This is a genomic window from Brachybacterium endophyticum (assembly GCF_003130585.1).
In the GTDB taxonomy this organism is placed as follows: Bacteria; Actinomycetota; Actinomycetes; order Actinomycetales; family Dermabacteraceae; genus Brachybacterium; species Brachybacterium endophyticum.
This window is the reverse complement of the sequence record NZ_QFKX01000002.1, coordinates 773691-794148: the sequence shown is the minus strand read 5'-3', so window position 1 is coordinate 794148 and position 20458 is coordinate 773691. Positions and strand designations below refer to the sequence as shown.

General features: G+C 72.1%; 19 protein-coding genes. 10 read left to right on the top strand and 9 right to left on the bottom strand.

Going from position 1 to position 20458, the window contains the following annotated elements:
• The first annotated feature begins 25 nt into the window (after positions 1-25).
• Together DEO23_RS07945 and DEO23_RS07940 are read left to right on the top strand one after the other, a co-directional pair.
• Complete coding sequence (locus DEO23_RS07945; RefSeq protein ID WP_240613286.1) at positions 26-1858, top strand: DEAD/DEAH box helicase; 1833 nt, start codon at positions 26-28, stop codon at positions 1856-1858.
• Complete coding sequence (locus DEO23_RS07940) at positions 1855-2868, top strand: Rossmann-fold NAD(P)-binding domain-containing protein (RefSeq protein ID WP_133249853.1); 1014 nt, start codon at positions 1855-1857, stop codon at positions 2866-2868. Before DEO23_RS07945 ends, DEO23_RS07940 begins: the two co-directional genes overlap by 4 nt.
• A 116-nt stretch (positions 2869-2984) precedes the next feature.
• Here the strand turns inward: DEO23_RS07940 and DEO23_RS07935 are convergent, their stop codons facing one another.
• Together DEO23_RS07935 and DEO23_RS07930 are read right to left on the bottom strand one after the other, a co-directional pair.
• Positions 2985-3617: a MarC family protein gene (locus DEO23_RS07935; protein WP_205678893.1), complete on the bottom strand. Its 633-nt coding sequence runs from the start codon at positions 3615-3617 to the stop codon at positions 2985-2987.
• Positions 3614-4501, bottom strand: coding sequence for a PHP domain-containing protein (locus DEO23_RS07930; RefSeq protein ID WP_109275425.1), 888 nt, complete (start codon positions 4499-4501; stop codon positions 3614-3616). Before DEO23_RS07930 ends, DEO23_RS07935 begins: the two co-directional genes overlap by 4 nt.
• A 42-nt stretch (positions 4502-4543) precedes the next feature.
• Here DEO23_RS07930 and DEO23_RS07925 point away from each other — a divergent pair, with 42 nt between their 5' ends.
• From DEO23_RS07925 to DEO23_RS07910, 4 genes are read left to right on the top strand one after another with little or no spacing between them, the layout of a single operon-like run.
• Positions 4544-6112 (top strand): aminopeptidase P family protein, encoded by a 1569-nt coding sequence (locus DEO23_RS07925; protein WP_109275424.1) that lies wholly within the window; start codon positions 4544-4546, stop codon positions 6110-6112.
• Between the two features lie 27 nt (positions 6113-6139).
• Complete coding sequence (locus DEO23_RS07920; RefSeq protein WP_109275423.1) at positions 6140-7516, top strand: magnesium transporter MgtE N-terminal domain-containing protein; 1377 nt, start codon at positions 6140-6142, stop codon at positions 7514-7516.
• Positions 7513-8217 (top strand): DUF1003 domain-containing protein, encoded by a 705-nt coding sequence (locus tag DEO23_RS07915; protein ID WP_420808018.1) that lies wholly within the window; start codon positions 7513-7515, stop codon positions 8215-8217. Before DEO23_RS07920 ends, DEO23_RS07915 begins: the two co-directional genes overlap by 4 nt.
• On the top strand, positions 8214-9353 hold the full coding sequence (locus tag DEO23_RS07910; RefSeq protein ID WP_109275421.1) for an Mrp/NBP35 family ATP-binding protein: 1140 nt from the start codon (positions 8214-8216) through the stop codon (positions 9351-9353). The genes DEO23_RS07915 and DEO23_RS07910 overlap by 4 nt, the downstream gene beginning before the upstream one ends.
• A gap of 31 nt (positions 9354-9384) precedes the next feature.
• Here DEO23_RS07910 and DEO23_RS07905 read toward each other — a convergent pair whose 3' ends face one another.
• Entirely contained in the window at positions 9385-9783 is a 399-nt protein-coding gene (locus tag DEO23_RS07905; RefSeq protein WP_165831764.1) for a twin-arginine translocase TatA/TatE family subunit, read from the bottom strand.
• A gap of 220 nt (positions 9784-10003) precedes the next feature.
• On the opposite strand from DEO23_RS07905, the gene DEO23_RS07900 reads away from it, so the two are divergent.
• The gene (locus DEO23_RS07900; RefSeq protein WP_109275419.1) at positions 10004-10657 is read left to right on the top strand and encodes an O-methyltransferase; all 654 of its coding nucleotides are present in this window, start codon (positions 10004-10006) and stop codon (positions 10655-10657) included.
• A 141-nt stretch (positions 10658-10798) separates the two neighbouring features.
• Here DEO23_RS07900 and DEO23_RS07895 read toward each other — a convergent pair whose 3' ends face one another.
• The 6 genes from DEO23_RS07895 to DEO23_RS07870 all read right to left on the bottom strand — a co-directional run bounded on the left by DEO23_RS07895 (position 10799) and on the right by DEO23_RS07870 (position 16609).
• Positions 10799-10969: a DUF3117 domain-containing protein gene (locus DEO23_RS07895; RefSeq protein ID WP_109275418.1), complete on the bottom strand. Its 171-nt coding sequence runs from the start codon at positions 10967-10969 to the stop codon at positions 10799-10801.
• A gap of 103 nt (positions 10970-11072) precedes the next feature.
• Positions 11073-11441, bottom strand: coding sequence for a hypothetical protein (locus DEO23_RS07890; RefSeq protein WP_109275417.1), 369 nt, complete (start codon positions 11439-11441; stop codon positions 11073-11075).
• Positions 11438-12181 carry an LOG family protein gene (locus DEO23_RS07885; RefSeq protein WP_109275416.1) on the bottom strand — a complete coding sequence of 248 codons (744 nt, stop codon included), beginning with the start codon at positions 12179-12181 and terminating at the stop codon, positions 11438-11440. The genes DEO23_RS07890 and DEO23_RS07885 overlap by 4 nt, the downstream gene beginning before the upstream one ends.
• Before the next feature lie 82 nt (positions 12182-12263).
• Positions 12264-13592: an APC family permease gene (locus tag DEO23_RS07880; protein ID WP_240613285.1), complete on the bottom strand. Its 1329-nt coding sequence runs from the start codon at positions 13590-13592 to the stop codon at positions 12264-12266.
• 62 nt (positions 13593-13654) lie between these two features.
• On the bottom strand, positions 13655-14767 hold the full coding sequence (gene dapE / locus DEO23_RS07875; RefSeq protein WP_165831763.1) for a succinyl-diaminopimelate desuccinylase: 1113 nt from the start codon (positions 14765-14767) through the stop codon (positions 13655-13657).
• Between the two features lie 18 nt (positions 14768-14785).
• A complete protein-coding gene (locus DEO23_RS07870) occupies positions 14786-16609 on the bottom strand; it encodes an FAD/NAD(P)-binding protein (RefSeq protein WP_109275413.1) in 1824 nt (607 codons plus the stop codon).
• 152 nt (positions 16610-16761) lie between these two features.
• Here DEO23_RS07870 and DEO23_RS07865 point away from each other — a divergent pair, with 152 nt between their 5' ends.
• The 3 genes from DEO23_RS07865 to DEO23_RS07855 all read left to right on the top strand — a co-directional run bounded on the left by DEO23_RS07865 (position 16762) and on the right by DEO23_RS07855 (position 20365).
• On the top strand, positions 16762-18303 hold the full coding sequence (locus DEO23_RS07865) for a DHA2 family efflux MFS transporter permease subunit (RefSeq protein ID WP_109275412.1): 1542 nt from the start codon (positions 16762-16764) through the stop codon (positions 18301-18303).
• An 88-nt stretch (positions 18304-18391) separates the two neighbouring features.
• Positions 18392-19378 (top strand): 2,3,4,5-tetrahydropyridine-2,6-dicarboxylate N-succinyltransferase, encoded by a 987-nt coding sequence (dapD, locus tag DEO23_RS07860; RefSeq protein WP_109275411.1) that lies wholly within the window; start codon positions 18392-18394, stop codon positions 19376-19378.
• 48 nt (positions 19379-19426) lie between these two features.
• Complete coding sequence (locus DEO23_RS07855; RefSeq protein ID WP_109275410.1) at positions 19427-20365, top strand: hypothetical protein; 939 nt, start codon at positions 19427-19429, stop codon at positions 20363-20365.
• Positions 20366-20458: the final 93 nt, after the last annotated feature.

The following is a 20458-nucleotide window of genomic DNA, read 5'->3' as shown; positions in this document are numbered from 1 at the left end:
ACCCTTTTGATCAGAGAGATGAACTGTGCCCGACACCACCACGCACACCCCTGAGGCCGACGGCGCCATCGCGCCCGAGACTCCGGCCTCCTCCATCGCCGTCGAGCAGAGCTCCGGCACCCCCGACAGCGAGACCGCGGCCGCGGAGGCCGCGAAGGAAGCTCCGGCTCAGACCTTCGCCGACTTCGACGTCCGCGAGGACATCGTCGAGGCCCTCGCCGCCAAGGGGATCACCCACCCGTTCCCGATCCAGGCCATGACCCTGCCGATCGCGCTCAAGGGGCGCGACATCATCGGCCAGGCCAAGACCGGCACCGGCAAGACCCTCGGCTTCGGCATCCCGATGCTCCAGAGCGTCGTCGCGCCCGGTGAGGAGAACCCGCAGAGCCGCCCCGTCGGCACCCCGCAGGGCCTCGCCGTGCTGCCCACCCGTGAGCTGGCCGTTCAGGTCGCCTCCGACCTCCAGGCCGCTTCCGCCGATCGCGGCGTGCGGATCCTGACCATCTATGGCGGTCGTGCCTACGAGCCGCAGATCGAGGCCCTCCAGAAGGGCATCGAGATTGTGGTGGGCACCCCGGGTCGCCTCATCGACCTCATGCGTCAGGGCCACCTGGACCTCTCGCAGGTCCGCACGGCCGTGCTCGACGAGGCCGACGAGATGCTCGACCTGGGCTTCCTGGAGGACATCGAGAAGATCCTCAAGGCCGTCCCGACCACGCGTCAGACGATGCTGTTCTCCGCGACGATGCCCGGGCCGATCATGGCCCTGGCCCGCCGCTTCATGAGCAGGCCCACGCACATCCGTGCCCACGACCCGGGTGACGCCTCGCGCACCAAGGCCGACATCAAGCAGGTCATCTACCGCGCGCACCAGCTCGACAAGATCGAGGTGCTCGCGAAGATCCTGCAGGCCCGCGGCCGCGGCCTGACGATCGTGTTCATGCGCACCAAGCGCCAGGCGGACAAGGTCGCCCACGACCTCATGGACCGTGGCTTCGCCGCGGCCCCGCTGCACGGCGACCTGGGCCAGGGCGCCCGCGAGCAGGCCCTGCGCGCCTTCCGCACCGGCAAGATCGACGTGCTCATCGCGACCGACGTCGCCGCCCGCGGCATCGACGTCGAGGACGTCACCCACGTCATCAACTGGAACAGCCCGGACGACGACAAGACCTACCTGCACCGCACCGGCCGCACCGGTCGCGCGGGCAAGAAGGGCACCGCCGTCACCTTCGTGGACTGGGAGGACCTGGCGCGTTGGGCGCTCATCGCCCGCCAGCTGGGGCTCGAGTCCACCGAGGCCGTCGAGACCTACTCGACCTCGGAGCACCTGTTCACCGACCTGGACATCCCCACCGACGCCAAGGGCACCCTGCCCAAGGACCGGCGCACGCGCGCTGGCCTGGACGCCGAGGAGATCGAGGACCTGGGCGGGCCCGAGTCCCGCCGCGAGCAGTCCTCGCGCTCGGACCGCGGCGGACGCGGGGAGCACGGCGGCCGGGGCGGACGCGGCGGACGCGGTCGTTCCGAGGGCGGCGGCTCCCAGGGCGGCAACCGCTCCGAGGGTGGCAGCCGCTCCGAGAGCTCCGAGCGCCGTGAGGGCGAGAGCTCGGACGAGGGGCAGCGCCCCCGCCGCTCCCGCAGCCGCACCCGCACCCGCCGCGTGAACGGCGAGGTGGTCTCCGGGACCGAGCGCGAGAACGGCGGGAACCGCGAGGGCGGCCGTTCCGGCGAGGGCGAGGAGTCCTCGCGTCCGCGTCGTCGGCGCTCGCGCGGTGGCCGCAACCGTCGCCGCGGCGGCGAGGGCGGCCAGAGCGGCCAGGGCGAGCAGACCCCGGCCGGCGGCTCCCAGGAGAGTTGAGCTCACGAAGCGTCCTGATCCTCGGCGGGACCGGCACACTTGCCGCGACCGCCGAGGATCTTGCACGTTCGGGGGCCTCGGTGACCGTCACCTGCCGTCGGCCGGAGCTGGCCCCACCCCATTGGCACGACCTGGGGATCCGGGTGCTGCGCAACGATCGGGAGGACGTCGACGCCCTCGATGACCTGGTCGGCGACGGTCTCGACGGCATCGTCGACGGCCAGTGCTACTCCCCCGCCCACGCGGCGGACCTCGCCCGCTGGTCCACTCGCTGCGAGGGCACCGTCATGCTGTCCTCCCGTGCGGTCTACGTCGATGCGCTCGGGAACCATGCGAACTCCGACGTACGCCCCGTCTGGGACCGGCCGACGTCGGAGGAGAACCAGACCCTGGACTATGCCGGTGAGCCCTGGAACTCCCGCGAGGGGTACGGGACGAACAAGGCCGAGGCGGAGCGCGTTCTCGCCGCGAGCGGCCGACGGGTCTCGGTGCTGCGCCCTGCACGGATCCACGGGCCGAGCACGCGGCGGGTGCGGGAATGGCCGCTGCTCGCGGCACTGCTGGCGGGGACCCGCCGGATACTGGTGCAGAAGGCCGAGGAGGCCGGCTCGCTCACCTCGACCCTCACGATCTCTCGCGCCGTCTCCGCATGCCTGCGCGCGCCGGATGCCCGGAAGGTCAACGTCGCCGATGCCCCAACCGCGACGAACCTCGAGGTCGCGCGGATCCTGGCCTCGTCGTGGGGAGCGGAGGCGGAGATCGTCGCGGCCGGCGACGGGGGCCCGGTGGGCGGCCCCGGGATCGCGTCGGAACCAGAGCCCGGGACGGCCCTGATCCCCGGGGCCTGGGCGACCGGGCAGGAGCTCGAGGGGCGTCGACTGACCGAGCTGATCGGCACGCCGCCGGAGGTGAGGTCCACCCTCGAGCGCACGGCGGGTTGGGTCGGGGAGCTCGCTCGGCGCGCCCCCGACGGGCACTGGGAGCTGCCCGAGCAGTTCGACGGCTCCTGAGGCCACGTCCGCTCGTGCTCTCCCCCCCCCCCCCCGAAGGTTGGGGCTCAGGGACTGCTAGGGCTCAGGGATTGATGCCGAGGCGCTGGGGCTCAGGAGTCCAACGGCTCACGAGCTCAGCCGGCGGGCAGCACGTTCCAGGTCTCCAGGAACGAGTGGACCGCATCGAAGATCATCTGCACGCTGATCGCGGCGAGCAGCACGCCCGAGATGCGCGTGACCAGGGTGACGCCGCCGTCACCCAGGATCTTCGCGATGACGTCCGCGAAGCGCATGAACAGGTAGAGCACGACCGCCATCACCACGAGTGCGAGCGCGAGGGCGCTGACCCGGTCGAGCTCGCCGCCGGACTGGTCGACGAACAGCATCATCGCCACGATCGCACCGGGCCCGCCCAGAAGCGGGGTCCCCAGCGGCACCAGGGCGACGTTCACGCCGCTGCTCTGGGCCATCTCGCCCTCCTTGCCCGTCAGCAGCTGCATCGCGACCAGCAGCAGCAGGAGCCCGCCGGAGAACTGCAGAGCGGGCAGCGAGATGTGCATGTAGGCGAGGATGAAGCGCCCGAACACCGCGAACGTGCCGATGATCAGGATCGCGACACCGACCGCCACCATCGCCGCCCGCGAGCGCTGCTTCGCGGTCATCGTGCGGGTCAGCGAGAGGAAGATCGGCACCGTCCCCGGAGGGTCGACGATCACGAAGAGCGTGACGAGAACGCTCGCGAGGAAGCGCAGATCCACCAGGTTCACGGGGCGAGGACCTCTGTTCTGCTCGTGGCGCGCTCCAGCAGCGCGGCCAGCACGGCGGGGCGGGTGCGGTTCTCGCCCAGCCGGTTGGGTTTGCCGGCGCCATGGTAATCGCTGCCGCCGGTCTCGAGCAGGCCGTGGGAGCGTGCGAAGGCGCTCAGTCTCGCCCGCGAGACGTCGTCGTGCTCCCGATGGTCGACCTCGAGGCCCGCGAGACCTGCGTCGACCATCTCCTCCAGGAGGTCCTCGGGCAGGGACCCGTCGCGCGTGGACGATCCCGGGTGCGCGGCCACGGCGACGCCGCCGGCCGCGACGATCGACCGCACGGCGGTGGCCGGGTCGGGAGCGTAGTAGCGCACGTAGTACGCGCTCGTCGGGCTCAGCAGGTGGCTGAAGGCCGCGGAGCGGTCGGGGACGATCCCCCGCGCGACCAGCGCATCGGCGATATGGGGCCGGCCCACGGTCGTGTTCTCGCCCGCGACCTGCGCGGCGACGTCCTCCCAGGTGATCGGGTGGTCCTCGGCCAGACGCTCGACCATGCGCCGGGCACGGGCGTCCCGTGAGGAGCGCGCCCGCTTCATCTGCCGGGCCAGGTCCGTGTCCTCGCTCGGGTCGGGCAGCAGCGCGAGCACGTGCACGCTGAGGTGGCCGTGCTCGGCGGAGACCTCGATGCCCGGCACCACGCGCACCCCGTGCCGAGCGGCGGCGCGAGCGGCCTCCTGCCATCCCGCCGTGGTGTCGTGGTCCGTCAGCGCGATCGTGTCGAGTCCTGCACGCGCCGCCTGCGCGACGAGCTCCTCGACGCTCTCGGTGCCGTCGGAGCAGCGTGTGTGGGTGTGGAGGTCGATGCGCGGCTCGTCCTCGGGCTGCGGAGGGCGGGTGACCATGGCCCCATCCTGCCACTGCCGACGTGAGAACATCGCAGGGTGATGACTGAGCACCCCGAGACCCCGACCGCATCCCAGAACGACCCCTCGTCGGCGACGTCCGACGGCCCCGACGCCGAGGAGCTCGCCTCGCGCGGGGACTCCCGCTCGCAGCGCCCCACCAACGCTGCCTTCCGCAGCTTCATCGCCGCGGACTGGGACGAGACGATCCCCCGGGCCGAGCGTCGCGAGGTCGCGGACGCCACTCCCGCCCGCCGCGATGCCCTGGTGACCACGATCCCGGCGACACGCATGGTGCTCCCCGCGGGCGTGTTCAAGGTGCGCAGCAACGACACCGACTACCCGTTCCGTCCCGACACCGGGTTCGTCTACTACAGCGGCCTGGGCACGGACGAGGAGCCCGACAGCGTGCTCGTCGTCGAGCCGGACGCGGAGGACCCCACCGTGTCGACGGCGACCTACTTCTTCCGGCCCCGTGCCGGGTTCGACGCCACCGAGTTCTATGCCGACTCCCGGTACGGCGAGCTGTGGGTGGGACGTCGGCCCACCCTCGAGGAGACCGCGACCCGCATCGGCATCGAGTGCCGTCACATCGACGATCTGCGCGATGCCCTCGCCAAGGACGTCGGCCCCTCGCTGTCCCTCTCCGTGGTGCCGAACGTCGATGCGGGCGTGCAGGGGATGGTCGAGGAGATCCGCTCGCAGAACGGTCTCGCCGGCGGCGAGGAGCAGACCGCGGAGTTCGACCGTCTGCAGGAGGCGGCGAGCGAGCAGCGTCTGGTCAAGGACGATTTCGAGATCGGCCAGATGCGCCAGGCGGTCGATGCGACCATCGCGGGCTTCGGGGACGTGGTCCGTGCTCTGCCCGACGCGGTGGGGCACCGCCGTGGTGAGCGCGTGATCGAGGGCGCCTTCGGGGCCTCCGCGCGCGCCGAGGGCAACGGCGTCGGCTACGACACGATCGCCGCCGCGGGCAACCACGCCTGCACGCTGCACTGGATCCGCAACGACGGTCCGGTCCGCGAGGGCGAGCTGGTGCTGGTCGACGCGGGCGTCGAGATCGACTCGCTGTACACCGCCGACATCACCCGCACCCTGCCGGTCTCCGGCCGCTACTCCCCCGCCCAGCGGAAGGTCTACGACGCGGTCCTCGAGGCCGCCGACGCCGCCTTCGCGATCGCCCGGCCGGGGGTGCGCTTCCGCGAGCTCCATGCGACCGCGATGAAGGTCATCGCCTCCTACCTCGAGCAGTGGGGCCTGCTGCCCGGGACTGCCGAGGAGTCCCTCGCGCCCGAGGGACAGTTCCACCGGCGCTGGATGGTCCACGGCACCAGCCATCACCTGGGGCTGGACGTGCACGACTGCGCGCAGGCCCGCAAGGAGATGTACCTCGATGCCGAGCTGGTCCCGGGCATGGTGTTCACCATCGAGCCCGGGCTCTACTTCCAGGCCAATGACCTCAAGCTCCCCGAGGAGCTGCGCGGGATCGGCGTGCGCATCGAGGACGACGTGCTGGTCACCGCCGACGGCGTCGAGAACCTCTCGGCCGCGCTGCCGCGTCGGGCCGAGGACGTCGAGGCGTGGATGGCATCACTCACCACGGGCCGCTGACCAGGCGGGGGCACTACCCTGGAGGGCGTGAGCTCTCCCCAGTCCCGCTTCTACGCCGCACGCCTGGCAGGCACGCCCGTCTTCGACCCGATCGGTGAGTCCCTCGGGAAGATTCGCGACGTGGTCGTCCTGCCGCAGGCGCGCGCGGCCGCGCGCGCCGTGGGGTTCGTCGTCGAGGTCCCGGGGAAGAAGCGGGTGTTCCTGCCCGCCACCCGGGTCACCTCGATCATGCCCGGCCAGGTGATCTCCTCGGGCGTGATGAACGTGCGCCGCTTCGAGAAGCGCAGCGGGGAGCAGCTGGCCATCGGCGACCTGCTCGAGCGCACCGTGACGTTGCTGGACGGCTCCGGCCGCGCCACCGTGCAGGACGTCGGTCTCGAGCAGAACCGCCATCACGACTGGATGGTCACGAAGCTGTACCTGCGCCGGATCCGATCCGGATCGGGGCTGTCCAAGCTCGTCAGCCGCGGGCAGACCCTCACCGTGGACCAGTCCGGGGTCAAAGGACTGTTCGGCACCGACACCGAGCAGTCCGCGGCGCTGCTGCTGGCCTCCTACCAGGACCTCAAGCCCGCGGACCTCGCCGACATCGTCCAGGAGCTCGACGCCAAGCGCCGCATCGAGCTGGCCGAGGAGCTGCCCGACGACCGCCTCGCCGACGTGCTCGAGGAGCTCCCCGAGGACACCCGTGTCGAGGTGCTCACGGGACTGGACTCCTCGCGCGCGGCCGACGTGCTGGACGAGATGGATCCCGATGACGCCGCGGACCTGGTCCAGGAGCTGCCCGAGCAGGTCGCCGAGCAGCTGCTGGGTCTGATGGAGCCCGAGGAGGCCGAGGACGTGCGCCGCCTGATGGCGTACGACGAGTACACCGCCGGCGGCATGATGACCACCGAGCCGCTGATCACCGCGCCGGAGACCCCGGTCGCCCACTGCCTGGCGATGATCAGCCGCGAGGAGTTCTCCCCCTCGCTCGCCGCGACCGTCCACGTGTGCCGCTCCCCGCTCGAGACCCCGACCGGGAAGCTCCTGGGCATCGTCCACTTCCAGCACCTGCTGCGGGAGCGTCCGGACCGCCCCGTCGGGGAGATCCTCGACGCCGACCGTCACACCGTCGAGCCCAACATGCCGCTCTCGGGCGTGACCCGCGAGATGGCGACCTACAACCTGGTCTCCATCCCTGTCGTCGACGAGGACGGACGACTGCTGGGCGCGGTCACCGTGGACGACGTGCTGGACCACGTGCTGCCCGACGACTGGCGAGAACAGGACGAGCCGCCCGCGACCACGGGACAGATCGACCTCTCCGAGATCGCTCGGGGCATCCATGACGGCGACACGGGATCGGAGCCCGCCGGCACCGCGGCGAGCACCACCACCAGAAGGGAAGGGGGACGAGGATGATGGCGTCGGACCGCACACCGAACCTGGACGACCCGGAGCCGCTGCGCCGCAAGCTCGTGCGCAGCCCCCTGTCCGGCGACGCCTTCGGCCGCGGGGCAGAGGGCTTCGCCCGCTTCATGGGCACCCCCGCGTTCCTGGTGGGCATGACGGTGTTCTGTGCCGTCTGGCTGGTCTGGAACTCGCTGATGCCCGAGAGCGCGCAGTTCGACCCGCGCAGCCTGAACTTCACGCTGCTGACGCTGATCCTCTCCCTGCAGGCGTCCTACGCGGCGCCCCTGCTGCTGCTCGCGCAGAACCGGCAGGACGACCGCGACCGCGTGCAGGCCGAGCAGGATCGCCAGTCCAACGACCGCAACCACGCCACCACGGACTTCATCACCCGTGAGATCGCTTCCCTGCGGATCGCCCTGAACGACGTGGCGACGCGCGACTTCGTGCGCAGCGAGCTGCGTGACCTCCTGGAGAGCCTCGAGGAGGACCTCCACGAGGACTCGCAGGAGGAGGGCGCCGCACGCGCCCCCGAGGGCACGGGCACCGGGGGCAGCCGGGGCACCGGCGCCTCCATGGATCCCACCGACACGACGCGCGCCCCGGCCGAGGGCGGTGGCGCCGAGGCGCCCGCTGGCATCGACCGCGAGGAGCTGCGCGCGATGCTGCGCAGCGAGGTGCGTGCAGCCCTCGCCGAGAGGAGGTCCCCGTGAGCACGTCCGAGGATCCTGATCCACGGATCGCCCGCATCCACGAGGCGCTGGAGGCGGTGATCGACCCCGAGATCGGTCGCCCGATCACCGAGCTGGACATGGTCGACTCCGTGCACGTCGGGCACGACGGCGTCGCCGAGGTGACCATCCTGGTCACGATCGCCGCCTGCCCGATGCGCGACCGCCTCGAGCGCTCGACCGCCGAGGCCACCGCCACCGTCGCGGGTCTCACCGGGGTGAAGGTCGAGTCCCGCACGATGACCGACGAGCAGCGCAAGGCGCTGACCACCCGGCTGCGGCAGGGGCATCGTCAGATCCCCTTCAACAAGACCGGGAACCTCACCAGGATCCTCGCCGTCTCCTCCGGGAAGGGCGGCGTCGGCAAGTCCACCGTCACCGCGAACCTCGCCGCGGCGATGGCCTCCCAGGGCCTCGCGGTCGGCGTGATCGACGCCGACATCCACGGCTTCTCCATGCCCGGGATGTTCGGCATCGACGACAAGCCCACCAAGGTCGGCGACCTGCTGATGCCGCCCGAGGCGCACGGCGTGAAGGTCATGAGCATCGGCATGTTCGTCCCCGACGGCCAGGCGGTCGTCTGGCGCGGACCGAAGATGCACAGGGCGATCGAGCAGTTCGCCTCCGACGTGTTCTGGGGCGACCTCGACGTGCTGCTGATGGACCTGCCGCCCGGGACCGGCGACGTCGCGATCTCCGTCGCCCAGCTGCTCCCGAGCGCGCAGATGCTCGTGGTGACCACGCCCCAGGCGTCCGCGGCCTCGGTCGCCGAACGCGTCGGGTCCCTCGCCACCGCGACCAAGCAGGACGTCGCCGGGGTGGTGGAGAACATGAGCGGGCTGACCCTGCCCGACGGGACCCGGATGGACGTGTTCGGCAGCGGCGGCGGCGAGAGGGTCGCCCAGACCCTCTCGGGGGCGGTCGATCACCCGGTCTCGGTGCTGGGGCAGGTGCCACTGGACCCGGCGCTGCGGGAGGGAGCCGATGCGGGGACCCCGCTGGTGCTGTCGGACCCGACCTCGCCCGCGGCGATGCAGCTGTCCTCGATCGCCCGGGCGCTGGTGGCGCGACCGCGGGGGCTGTCGGGGATGCGTCTGCCGCTCAGCGTGCAGAGCTGATCGGGGGCCCCGGCGGCCGGGCCGATCCGACTCAGGTGGCCTCGTCGTCGAAGGGCGCCCGCTGCGGCCCCTCGTCCTCCGTCGAGGCCTTGCGGGAACCGCCCGTGCTGGAGGCCGCGGCCGTGCCGGCGGCAGCGCCGGTCAGGGCCTTGGTGTCCGGCAGGATGTCGTCGACGCTGGTGTCTCCCCAGGCGTCGCGGATGATGCGGCGAGGGTCGTACTGGCGCGGGTCGTACTTGCGCAGCTCGTCCATCGACAGGCCCATCTCGTCCTCGACGGTGGCCCGGGAGTCGTCGACCCAGCGGCGTGCCTTGCGCACCCACTGCACGACGTTGCGCGTGTACTCCGGAAGACGCTGCGGCCCGATGAAGATCAGGAACACGACCAGCAGGACGAGAGGCTCCCAACCCCCGAGACCCAGAAAATCCACGAGCCCACCTGCCATCGACCGGATACGTGCCCGCCCATTATGGCAGAGGGCACCTGCACGGGAGCCGTGTCGCCCACCCGTGACCGGACCGTGACGGGGGAAGCGCGACCTGACGTACCCTGGTCGACATCCGCGTGCGCGCCGACCAGCCAGGTCGCGCCGCCGCACCTCGGCACGTCGCAGCGACGCGCCCATCACCGACGAGCAGGAGGATCCACGGATGGCATCGGGGAAGGTGACCAGCTGGGCCCACGGCGAGGAGTTCGTCGACGAGGACGTGCTGTTCGAGACCGAGGGCGTTCTCGCCCGAGCACGCGAGCGCGGTTCGGAGCTGGGCGTGGCTCCCGTGCTGCCCGGCGCGGGCGCTCTCATGCGCGTGCTCGCCGCGGCGGTCGGCGCCAGGAGCGCGGTCGAGATCGGCACGGGTGCGGGCGTCGCATCGCTCTACCTGCTGGCCGGGATGCACGCCGACGGCGTCCTCACCACGATCGACCCCGAGGTCGAGAACCAGCGGGCCGCCCGCGAGGCCTTCACCGAGGCGGGTCTGCGCTCGGGCCGGGCGCGCACCATCGCCGGCAGTCCGCGCGACGTCATCGGGCGCCTGACCGACCACGCGTACGACCTGGTGAGCTTCCATGCGGACGCGCCCCACGCCTCGGACCTGCTGGCCCATGCCCGCCGTCTGCTGCGCCCCGGCGGCGTCCTCGTGATCTCCCAGGCGCTCTTCCACGACCGGGTCGCTGATCCTGCCGCGCGCGATGCGGCGACCCAGGAGGTCCGCGCTCTCCTGCGCGAGGTGCAGAGCGCCGAGGACCTCATCCCCGCGCTCTCCCCGAGCGGCGACGGCGTGCTGGCCGCGGTGCTGCGAGGCTGACCCGGCCCTGACCCGGCTCCGCTGCGGGCGACACCCGCCGGCGCGGGCTCCCCGGACGTCGAAGGACCCCGCCCTCCTCGGAGGAGCGGGGTCCTTCGCACTCGCGCGGCGGCTCGCCGGATGCCGCCGATCAGAAGCCGGTCAGGCCTTGATCACGCCCTGCAGGGCATCGCGCAGGGCCGCGGCCTCGGAGGCGTCGATCTCGACGACCAGGCGTCCACCGCCCTCCAGCGGGACACGCATGATGATGCTGCGGCCCTCCTGCACGACCTCGAGCGGACCGTCTCCGGTGCGCGGCTTCATAGCGGCCATGGGCCTGCCTCCTCGGTGATGTGATCGCACGTCGTTCCCGCCTGCGCGGGACCGTCGGCAGCAACTGTCGGGCACCAGTATCTCAGGTTCTCGGAGATGACGCTCACATGGTGGGCGGATCCGAACGCGCCGCGGCCTCCGAGGACACCTGCGGGGACCTCTGCGACGCCGGTTCGGCGGGGTCCTCCGAAGGTTCTTCGGAGCGCTCGGCGGAAGCATCCTCGTCGTCGGCGGACTCGTCGGCGCGATCACCGGCGCGCTCGTCGGACCGGCCCCCGCGTGATCGACGTGAGCCCCGTGCGCCGCTGCCCGCGCCGGATCGACGCTGTCGCCGGCGCCGATGATGGTGCTCGTCGGTGCCGGGCGCATCCATCGACAGGTCCAGGACGCCCAGGGCGGCCAACAGCATCACCACCGCCACCACCACGGCGACCACGAGCAGCAGGATCACTCCCGGTGAGACGGCGGTCATCGGCGGATCACCGCGGACTCGCGCAGCACCTCCAGCGCTTCCTCGGCCGAGTCGACCACGCGCAGCAGATCCAGATCCTTCTCGTTGATCAGCCCGTGCTCGAGGACCGTCGTGCGGATCCAGTCCAGCAGGCCCTGCCAGTAGTCGCGCCCCACCAGCACCAGGGGGAACATCCGGATCTTGTGCGTCTGCATCAGGCACAGGGCCTCGAACAGCTCGTCGAAGGTGCCGAACCCGCCGGGGAGCACGACAAAGCCGCTCGAGTACTTCACGAACACCGTCTTGCGGGCGAAGAAGTACCGGAAGTCGACACCCAGGTCGACGTACTCGTTCATCCCCTGTTCGAAGGGCAGCTCGATGCCCAGACCCACGGAGACGCCGCCGGCCTCCTTGGCGCCCTTGTTGCCGGCCTCCATGATCCCGGGGCCGCCCCCGGTGATGACGGCGTAGCCGAGGTCGACGAGGCCTCCGGCGATCTGCTCGGCCGTGGCGTAGGCCGGGTGGTCCCGGGCCACGCGCGCAGAGCCGAAGAGGGAGACCGCCGGCCCCAGCTCGGCGAGGGCGCCGAACCCCTCGACGAACTCGGCCTGGATCCGCATCACCCGCCAGGGATCGGAGTGGACCCACTCCCCCGGCCCCGCCTCCTCCAGCAGGTGCTGGTCCGTGGTGGTCGTGGGACGCTGGGCCCCTCGCAGGGTGATGGGGCCCTTGCGGTGCTGGTCGCTCTCGTGCAGCGTCATGCTGCGAGCGTAGTTCGCCGATCCTGGCAGCGGGTTCCGATCCGAGCATGGGTCACGGGGACGCCAGGATGCACGACGGCCCTCAGGGGCGCGGCGCGGGATCCTGGCGATGGCCGTCGCGGCGCTGCCTCACCAGCAGCAGGAGCACACCCAGGACGGCCCAGCCGCCGCCGACGAGCAGGGCCAGGGGGCTCGAGGAGATCAGCACGGCCAGCAGCAGGAGGGCGCCGACCACGGGGATCACGACGTGCACGAGCGGACGCACGGGTCCGCCGCGTCGCCGCACCGCGAAGTACCCGATCACGGAGGCGTGGACGAGCACGAAACCGGTGATCGCGCCGACGTCGACCGCGGAGGACACGACGTCCAGGCCGTCGCCCCGGGTGGACGCCCACAGCGAGACGGCCACGTTGCCGGCGGCGGCGATCAGGACCCCGGCCACGGGGGCGCCGGTGCGCGGCGAGACCCGGGAGAGCGCCCGCGGCAGCGAACCCGAGCGCGCCATGTCCATGATGATCCTGCTCGCCGCGGCCTGCCCGACCAGCGCGCTGAACATGGCTCCCGCGCCCTTGGCGAGGGACAGCAGGGCGTGCAGGAGAGGTCCCATGGCGGAGTCGACCATCGCGTAGTAGGCGTCGCCCTGCAGGGACGGGTCGGCCTGCAGCTCCTGCGGGGTCAGCGGCGAGAGCAGGGCTCCCAGATAGGTCTGGACGACGAAGAGGAGACCTGCGACGGCCAGGCACACCAGGGTCGCGCGGCCGATGGCGGAGGCACCGCCTCGGGTCTCCTCGGCGAAGGTCGCCAGGGCGTCGAAACCGAGATAGGACAGCACGGCGACGGAGACCGCGCCGAGGACCAGTGAGGGGTGCAGGCCGGCCGCGCCGCCCGTCAGCGGGTCGAGCCATCCGCGCACGGGTCCGTGGGAGGCCAGCACGCCGATGCCGGCGATGACGACGGCGGCCAGCACCAGCACCTCCACCAGCACCACGACGGCGATCACCCGGGAGGTGACCGTGATCCCGGCGAGGTTCAAGCCGGTGGAGACGACGACGGCGAGCGCGACGAAGGCCCAGACGGGCACCTGCGGGACGAGCGAGTGCAGGGCGATGCCGCTGAACAGATAGGCGACCGAGGGGATCAGCACGTAGTCCAGCAGCATCATCCAGCCGCCCATGTGCCCCACGCGGCGTCCGATGCCCTCGGAGGCGTAGGCGAAGACGCTGCCGGCGCGCGGCACGGCACGGGACATCAGCGCGTAGCTCGAGGCCGTCAGCCCCATCACCAGGGTGGCGACGAGATAGACGACGGGCACCACTCCCCCGGACTTCGCGTCCAGGGTCCCCCAGACGCCGACGGCCGCAGCGGGACCGATGAACACCAGCCCGTAGGCCAGCAGCTGTGCCGTGCCCATCCTGCGCTGCAGTGCCGGCTGGTCCTGATCCTGCGGAGCAGCCGGGCCCGGAGCCGCCGAGCTCATCGGCCGGCGGGTTCGAGCCAGCGCCGCAGCGCCGCGAGGGCCTGGCGGAGGTCCTCGAGGGGGACGTGCTCGTCGTCGGTGTGGGCCAGCAGCGGGTCGCCGGGGCCGAAGTTCACGGCCGGGGTGCCGAGCTCGGCGAAGCGGGAGACGTCGGTCCATCCCTGCTTCGCGGCAACGGTGACGTCGTCGCCGAGGGCTGCGAGGAACTCCCGGGCCGGGGGCGTGTCCAGTCCCGGCAGGGCGCCGGCGGCGCTGTCGGTCACCTCGATCTCGACGTCGCAGTCCTTCAGCAGCTCGCGCACGTGGGCCTCGGCCCGGTCGGGCGAGGTGTCGGGCGCGAAGCGGTAGTTCAGGGTGATGGCTGCGCGGTCGGGGATCACGTTCCCGGCGATGCCGCCGGTGATCGCGACGGCGTTGAGGCACTCGCGGTACTCGAGGCCGTCGATGACGGCGCGTCGGGCCTCGTAGGCGGCGAGCCGCTCGAGCACCGGGGCGAGGTGGTGGATGGCGTTGTCCCCCACCCAGTCCCGGGCCGAGTGCGAGGCCACGCCGCGGGCGGTGACCTCGAGCTTCATGGTGCCCTTGCATCCGCCCTCGACGCCGGCCGAGGTCGGCTCCCCGAGGATGGCGAAGTCGCCCTGCAGGTGCTCGGGGTGGGTGCGGGCGATGCGGGTGAGGGAGTTGTCGGCCTTGGCGACCTCTTCGTGGTCGTAGAAGATCCAGGTGAGATCGACGTCCGGGTCGGTGGTCTCCACGGCGAGCGCGAGGAAGATCGAGACCCCGCCCTTCATGTCGCAGGTGCCGCGGCCCACGAGCTCCTCGCGTCCGTCCCGGGTGCGCCGGCTCGAGGGGAGGTTGTCGGCGACGGGCACGGTGTCCAGGTGTCCGGCCATCACGACCCGCGTGGCGCGCCCGAGCTCGGTGCGGGCGATCACCGTGTCGCCGTCGCGGATCACCGTCAGGTGCGGGGCGTGGGTGCGCAGGGTCTGCTCGACCGCGTCGGCCAGGGCCTGCTCGTCACCCGAGACGGACGGGATGTCCACGATCGCGGCGGTGAGGTCGACGATGTCGGCGCGGGGGTCGAGGGCGGGAGCCGGGGTGGTCGTCATGCGTGACATCGTGCCACGTCAGCCCCGATCGCCGGTCGGCCCGTCCGGTCGGTCCATCGCCAGGACGCCGCTGTGGGCGGCGAGGCGCCGGGCGACCGCCTCGGCGTGGTGCAGGAGCTGCGGGTCGGTCCCGGGGGCGGCCGTGATCGCGGAGCCCGGCTGGGCCGTGGAGACCGGCACCCCCACGAGCAGTCGGCGCTCGTGGACGCGGTCGTCCTTGCCGATCGGTGCGTACAGTCCCTCGACCGCGATCGACCCGGTGGGCACCCGCCGGCCGGTCCCGCGCGAGGCCCAGGAGTCCTGCCGGGCCTCCCCGCGCTCCCGCCAGGCCCGCAGCAGCGGGGAGGTGAAGGCGTTCAGCTCGACGCCGGGAAGGTGCGCCTCGAGCACCCCGTCGCACTCGTACCGGCAGTCCTCGCCGGCGGTGACGACGAAGCGACCGGCCTCGTCGTCGACGTCGATGCGCATGCCGGGGCCGGTGAAGCGGACCAGTCCCGCCTCCTCGAGCGCGAGGAGCTGCCGCACCCGGACGACGGGCGGACCGGACGCCCAGGAGGCGAAGGCGTTGCGCAGGTGTCCGTCGATGTCGCGGGCGACGGACTCGGTCGTGTAGGCGCCGAGGTCGATCAGCTGATTGACCTGGATGCGGCAGGCGGTCAGCACGCGGAACACCAACAGCCAGCCGGGGTCCGGCGCCGCCGCCTCGCGGAGGCTGCGGCGCACCACCTCGAGCGTGCGCGCATGGGCGTCGCGGATGGGTCCCCCTCGCCTGCCAAAGGGGAACAGCATGCGCAGCAGGGCCTTCTCCTCGGCGAGCTCGCGGAAGCCGGAGACGACGAGGGCCCGCTGGAGCTCGGCGATGATCAGCGGCATCACGTCGGCCTCGTGGTCCAGTCCGTCGGGCCGCACGGAGAGCTCGAGGACGCGTTCGCGGGTGAGGATCCGCGGGACGTGCGGCTCGGGAAGGTAGGGGCGCAGGTCGGGCTTGGGCCGGTAGACCATGCCCGAGCGTGATCCGACCACCAGCTCCGGCTCGCCTCCCCCGCGCACGTAGCGCAGTCCCGAGGGGGCGTCGTCGTCGGTCTCGAAGCGTCCGCCTGCTGCGGCGGTGAGCATGCCGATCGCGTCGTAGAAGTTCAGACCCATGCCCTGCACGGCCACGCGCTCGCGGCCCAGCAGGGTCGCGTAGTCGACCTCCAGCGGGTTCGCCGGCGCGACGTGGACGAGACCGTGCCGTTCGGCGGCGTGCTCCATCACCTGCGAGCGCGGGCCGGGGGCGGTCGCGAGGTGACCGAGCGCGAGGGCGACGGCGTCGACCTCGAGGTCCGTGCCGTCCTCGAGAACCACCCGCTGGGCCTCGTCGGGAGCACCGGAGACGTCCACCGCGCTCTGCGGATGCAGGTGCACGCGCAGCCGGTCGGGGTCGGCGTCGGCCAGGGCGTGCTCGAGCACGGTGGCGAGATAGCGGCCGTGGGCGGCGCGGGAGGCGATGTCCGCCGGGGCCAGCCCCTCGGCGCCGAGGAAGTCGGCCAGGGTGTCCCGGCGGGACACCGGAAGCTGCGGGTGGCAGGAGTCGTCGGGGTACATCGTGGTCTGGCAGGTGGCGGTGTTCATCAGCAGCACCTCGCCCTGATCGCAGCGCCAGACGCTCCCCCCGCGCCCGACGTACGGGTCGACCAGGTGGACGTCCAGGATGCCGTCCCACTCCCCGTGCTGCGAGGCCGCCACCAAGCGCTCGATGATCGCGGTGCCGCGAGGCCCTGCACCGATCACGGCGACCGCACGGAGCGCGCCCGAGGGGGCTCGGGCACTCGTCCGTGCGGTGTCGGCGGAAGCGGTCATGGATCCCAGTATCGGGTCTGGCCGATGCTGCCGTGCACAGGGTCGGCAGGAGCGACTGTGACCTTGCTCCGTCGAGGCGTTCTCACCCGTTCGTGGCGGACCTAGACTTCGCGAGCGGGATCTCCGCCGCTCCACTCTCTCCAGGAGGTCCCGTGTCCCACGAACTCCGGCCCTGGCCCGCCCTGTGGTCGATGATCATCGGCTTCTTCATGCTGCTGGTGGACGGGACGATCGTCTCGATCGCCACGCCCCGCATCCAGGAGGAGCTCGGCGCCGACATCACCCAGGTGCTCTGGGTGACCAGCGCCTACCTGCTCGCCTACGCCGTTCCCCTGCTGGTGACCGGCCGGCTCGGCGACCGCCTCGGTCCCAAGCGCGTCTACCTCGCGGGGCTCGCGGTGTTCACCCTCTCGAGCCTGTGGTGCGGGCTCTCGGGGAGCATCGAGATGCTGATCGTGGCGCGCGTCGTCCAGGGCCTGGGCGCCGCGCTGATGACGCCGCAGACGATGTCGGTGATCACCCGGATGTTCCCGCCCGAGCGGCGGGGCCCGGCCATGTCGCTGTGGGGAGCGACCGCGGGCGTCGCGAACCTCGTCGGCCCGATCCTCGGCGGCTCCCTCGTGGACGGCCTGGGCTGGGAGTGGATCTTCTTCGTCAACGTGCCCGTCGGCATCGTCGGGTTCGTCCTCGCGGTCCGCCTGGTGCCGCGCTTCGAGCCGCAGTCCCACCGCTTCGACCTGCCCGGCGTGCTGCTCTCGGCCCTCGGGATGTTCCTCGTGGTCTTCGGCATCCAGGAGGGCTCGACCTATGACTGGGGCACGATCAGCGGGGTCGTCTCCGTCCCGCTGCTGATCGGGGCCGGGGTGGTCGTGCTGGCCGTGTTCGTGCTGTGGCAGGCGCGTCAGCGCAGCGGCGAGCCGCTGGTCCCGCTGGGCCTGTTCCGCGACCGCAATTTCGCGGTCGCGAACCTCGCGATCGCCGGGGTGGGCGCCGCGATCGTCACCTTCGCGCTGCCCGTCGTGCTGTGGGCCCAGAACGTCCGGGGCTTCTCCCCCACCCAGTCGGCGCTGCTGCTGGCACCGATGGCGGTCCTCGGCGGGGCGCTCGCACCCGTGGTCGGCAAGAACCTGCACCACTGGAACACGCGGCTGCTGGCCGTCGCGGGTCTCGCCCTGTTCGGCATCGGCATCGCCCTGATGGGCGTGGTGCTGATGTCCGACGGCGACTGGTACTGGCTGCTGCTCCCCGGCGTGGTGATGGGGCTCGGGAACGCAGGGATGTGGGCACCGCTGTCGATCTCCGCGACCTACGGCCTCTCCCGCTCGCAGGCCGGCGCGGGCTCCGGCGTCTACAACGCGATGCGCCAGCTCGGTGCCGTCGTCGGCTCGGCCGCGATCGCGGCCATGATGTCCTCGCGGATCAGCGCGCAGTTCACCGACGCCGGGATCGGCGGGGGCGCTTCGGGCTCGGGCGGCGCCGCCGGTGGCGCAGGCGGTGAGACCGGCGGCGCGTCCGGCGGCGCGCTGCCCGAGATGCTGCACGCGCCCTACACGCACGCGATGGGCCAGAGCCTGCTGCTCCCGGCCGCGATCATCGGGGTCTCGGTGATCGCCGCGCTGTTCCTGCGCAACGCGAATGCTCCGCGGCCGACTGTCGGCGTGCCGATCGGCGAGGAGCCGTCGGACGCGCGCTGACGCCTGCTGGCGCCCGCTGACGCACGGGAGGATCCCCACACCTGAGCAGGATGGGAACCGACCCCGTTCCCTCCGTAGAATCCCTGTCATGAGCACGCCTGCGAACACCGCCGACCAGACCACGCCGACCCGCGCCTGGGGCATCGGCCTGGCGACCCTCGCCGCCGACGGCTCGACCCTGGATGCCTGGTACCCCTCCCCGCAGCTCGGTGAGGCCCCGGCCGACGTCGAGACCCAGAACCTCCACGCCCAGCTCGGAGCCGCCGCCAGCGAGGACGAGGCGCGCGGCACCCACCAGGAGGTCGTGGTCCGCGAGATCGAACTCGCCACCGCCCCGGCCGACGCCGCCGACGCCTACCTGCGCCTGCACCTGCTCTCCCACCGGCTCCTCCAGCCCAACACCCAGAATCTCGAGGGCCTGTTCGGGCAGCTTACGAACGTCGTCTGGACGTCCGAGGGGCCCTGCGCCGTGCCCGGCTTCGAGGCGACGCGTCTGCGCCTGATCGCCACCGGCCGCACGCCCACCGTGTTCTCGGTCGACAAGTTCCCGCGCATGGTCGACTACGTGCTGCCCTCCGGCGTGCGGATCGGCGACGCCGACCGCGTCCGCCTCGGCGCGCACCTCGCCGAGGGCACCACCGTCATGCACGAGGGCTTCGTGAACTTCAATGCCGGGACCCTCGGCAGCTCGATGGTCGAGGGCCGCATCTCCCAGGGCGTCGTGGTCGGCGACGGCTCCGACGTGGGCGGCGGCGCCTCCACCATGGGCACCCTCTCCGGCGGTGGCACCGAGCGCGTGCGCATCGGCCGACGCTCCCTGCTGGGCGCCGAGTCCGGGATCGGCATCGCCCTCGGCGACGACTGCGTGGTCGAGGCCGGTCTCTACATCACCGCCGGCACCAAGGTCACGATCGTGGACCCGCGCGGCATGGAGGACGGCACCGTCGTCAAGGCGCGCGACCTCTCCGGCACCGACAACCTGCTGTTCCGTCGCAACTCCGTGAGCGGGGCGGTCGAGGTCGTCGCTCGCGAGGGCAAGACCGTCGAGCTGAACGCCGCGCTGCACGCGAACTGACGGCCCCGACCGCACCGGCCGCTTCCCCGGACACCGCACCCGACCCCGATGGCGAGGACTCGTCACCGCCCCGCCCGGCGCTCACGCAGCCGGCACCTCACGGTGCCGCTCGTGATGCTGCTGGTGCTCGTGTTCGTCGTCAGCGGCACGTACTTCGCGCTGAGCCGCTACGCGTCGGTCTCCCGCAGCGGCCAGTGCACCGCCGCGGGCCTCGGCACGAGCCACGAGTACACGACGGAGCGCGCGGCGAACGCGGCCCTGATCGGCGCGGTCGCGGTGGACAGAGGACTGCCGCCGCGGGCCGCGTCGATCGCTCTGGCGACCGCGTACCAGGAGTCCAAGCTCCAGAACATCGAGCACGGGGACCGCGACTCCCAGGGCCTGTTCCAGCAGCGACCCTCGCAGGGCTGGGGCACCGTCTCGCAGATCCGAGACCCCGTGCACGCCACGAACGCGTTCTACGACAGGCTCGTCAAACTCGACTACGAATCGATGAGCGTGAACGACGCGGCGCAGAAGGTGCAGCGCTCGGGCTTCCCCGAGGCCTACGGGGACCACGAGACCGAGGGACGCCTCTTCGCCTCGGCGCTGACCGGCCAGTCCGGCGGGAACCTCGTGTGCGACATCGGCGCGCCCGGATCGGCGGTCTCACCGCAGGCGCTGCAGGACTCGCTCGAGGCGCAGTTCCCCCGGCGCACGGCGGCCGGATCGATCTCTAGCTCGCTGGCCTCGGCATCCTCGGCCGCCGGACGCGTCCCCGACGACGCAGGAGCGACGGCCCTGGTCATCGACCCCCACGGCGATCGCACGCTGGGCTGGGCACTGGCCAACTGGGCCGTCGCCCGCGCCGGTGACGACGGCGTCATGCAGGTCTCCTACGCCGGGCACAGCTGGGAACGTGCCTCCCACGACCAGCAGGCCGGGACCTGGCCCGCGGCCGACGGCGGCGACCCCGACCGCGTGGTGGTGCTGGTCTCCGGCGGGTGATCCGGCGACCGGATCCCTGCGCCGGGGCCGTGACCCGGCCGGGCCGCGGAGGGACTAATAGCGCATCATCTGCCATATGGCAGATGATGCGCT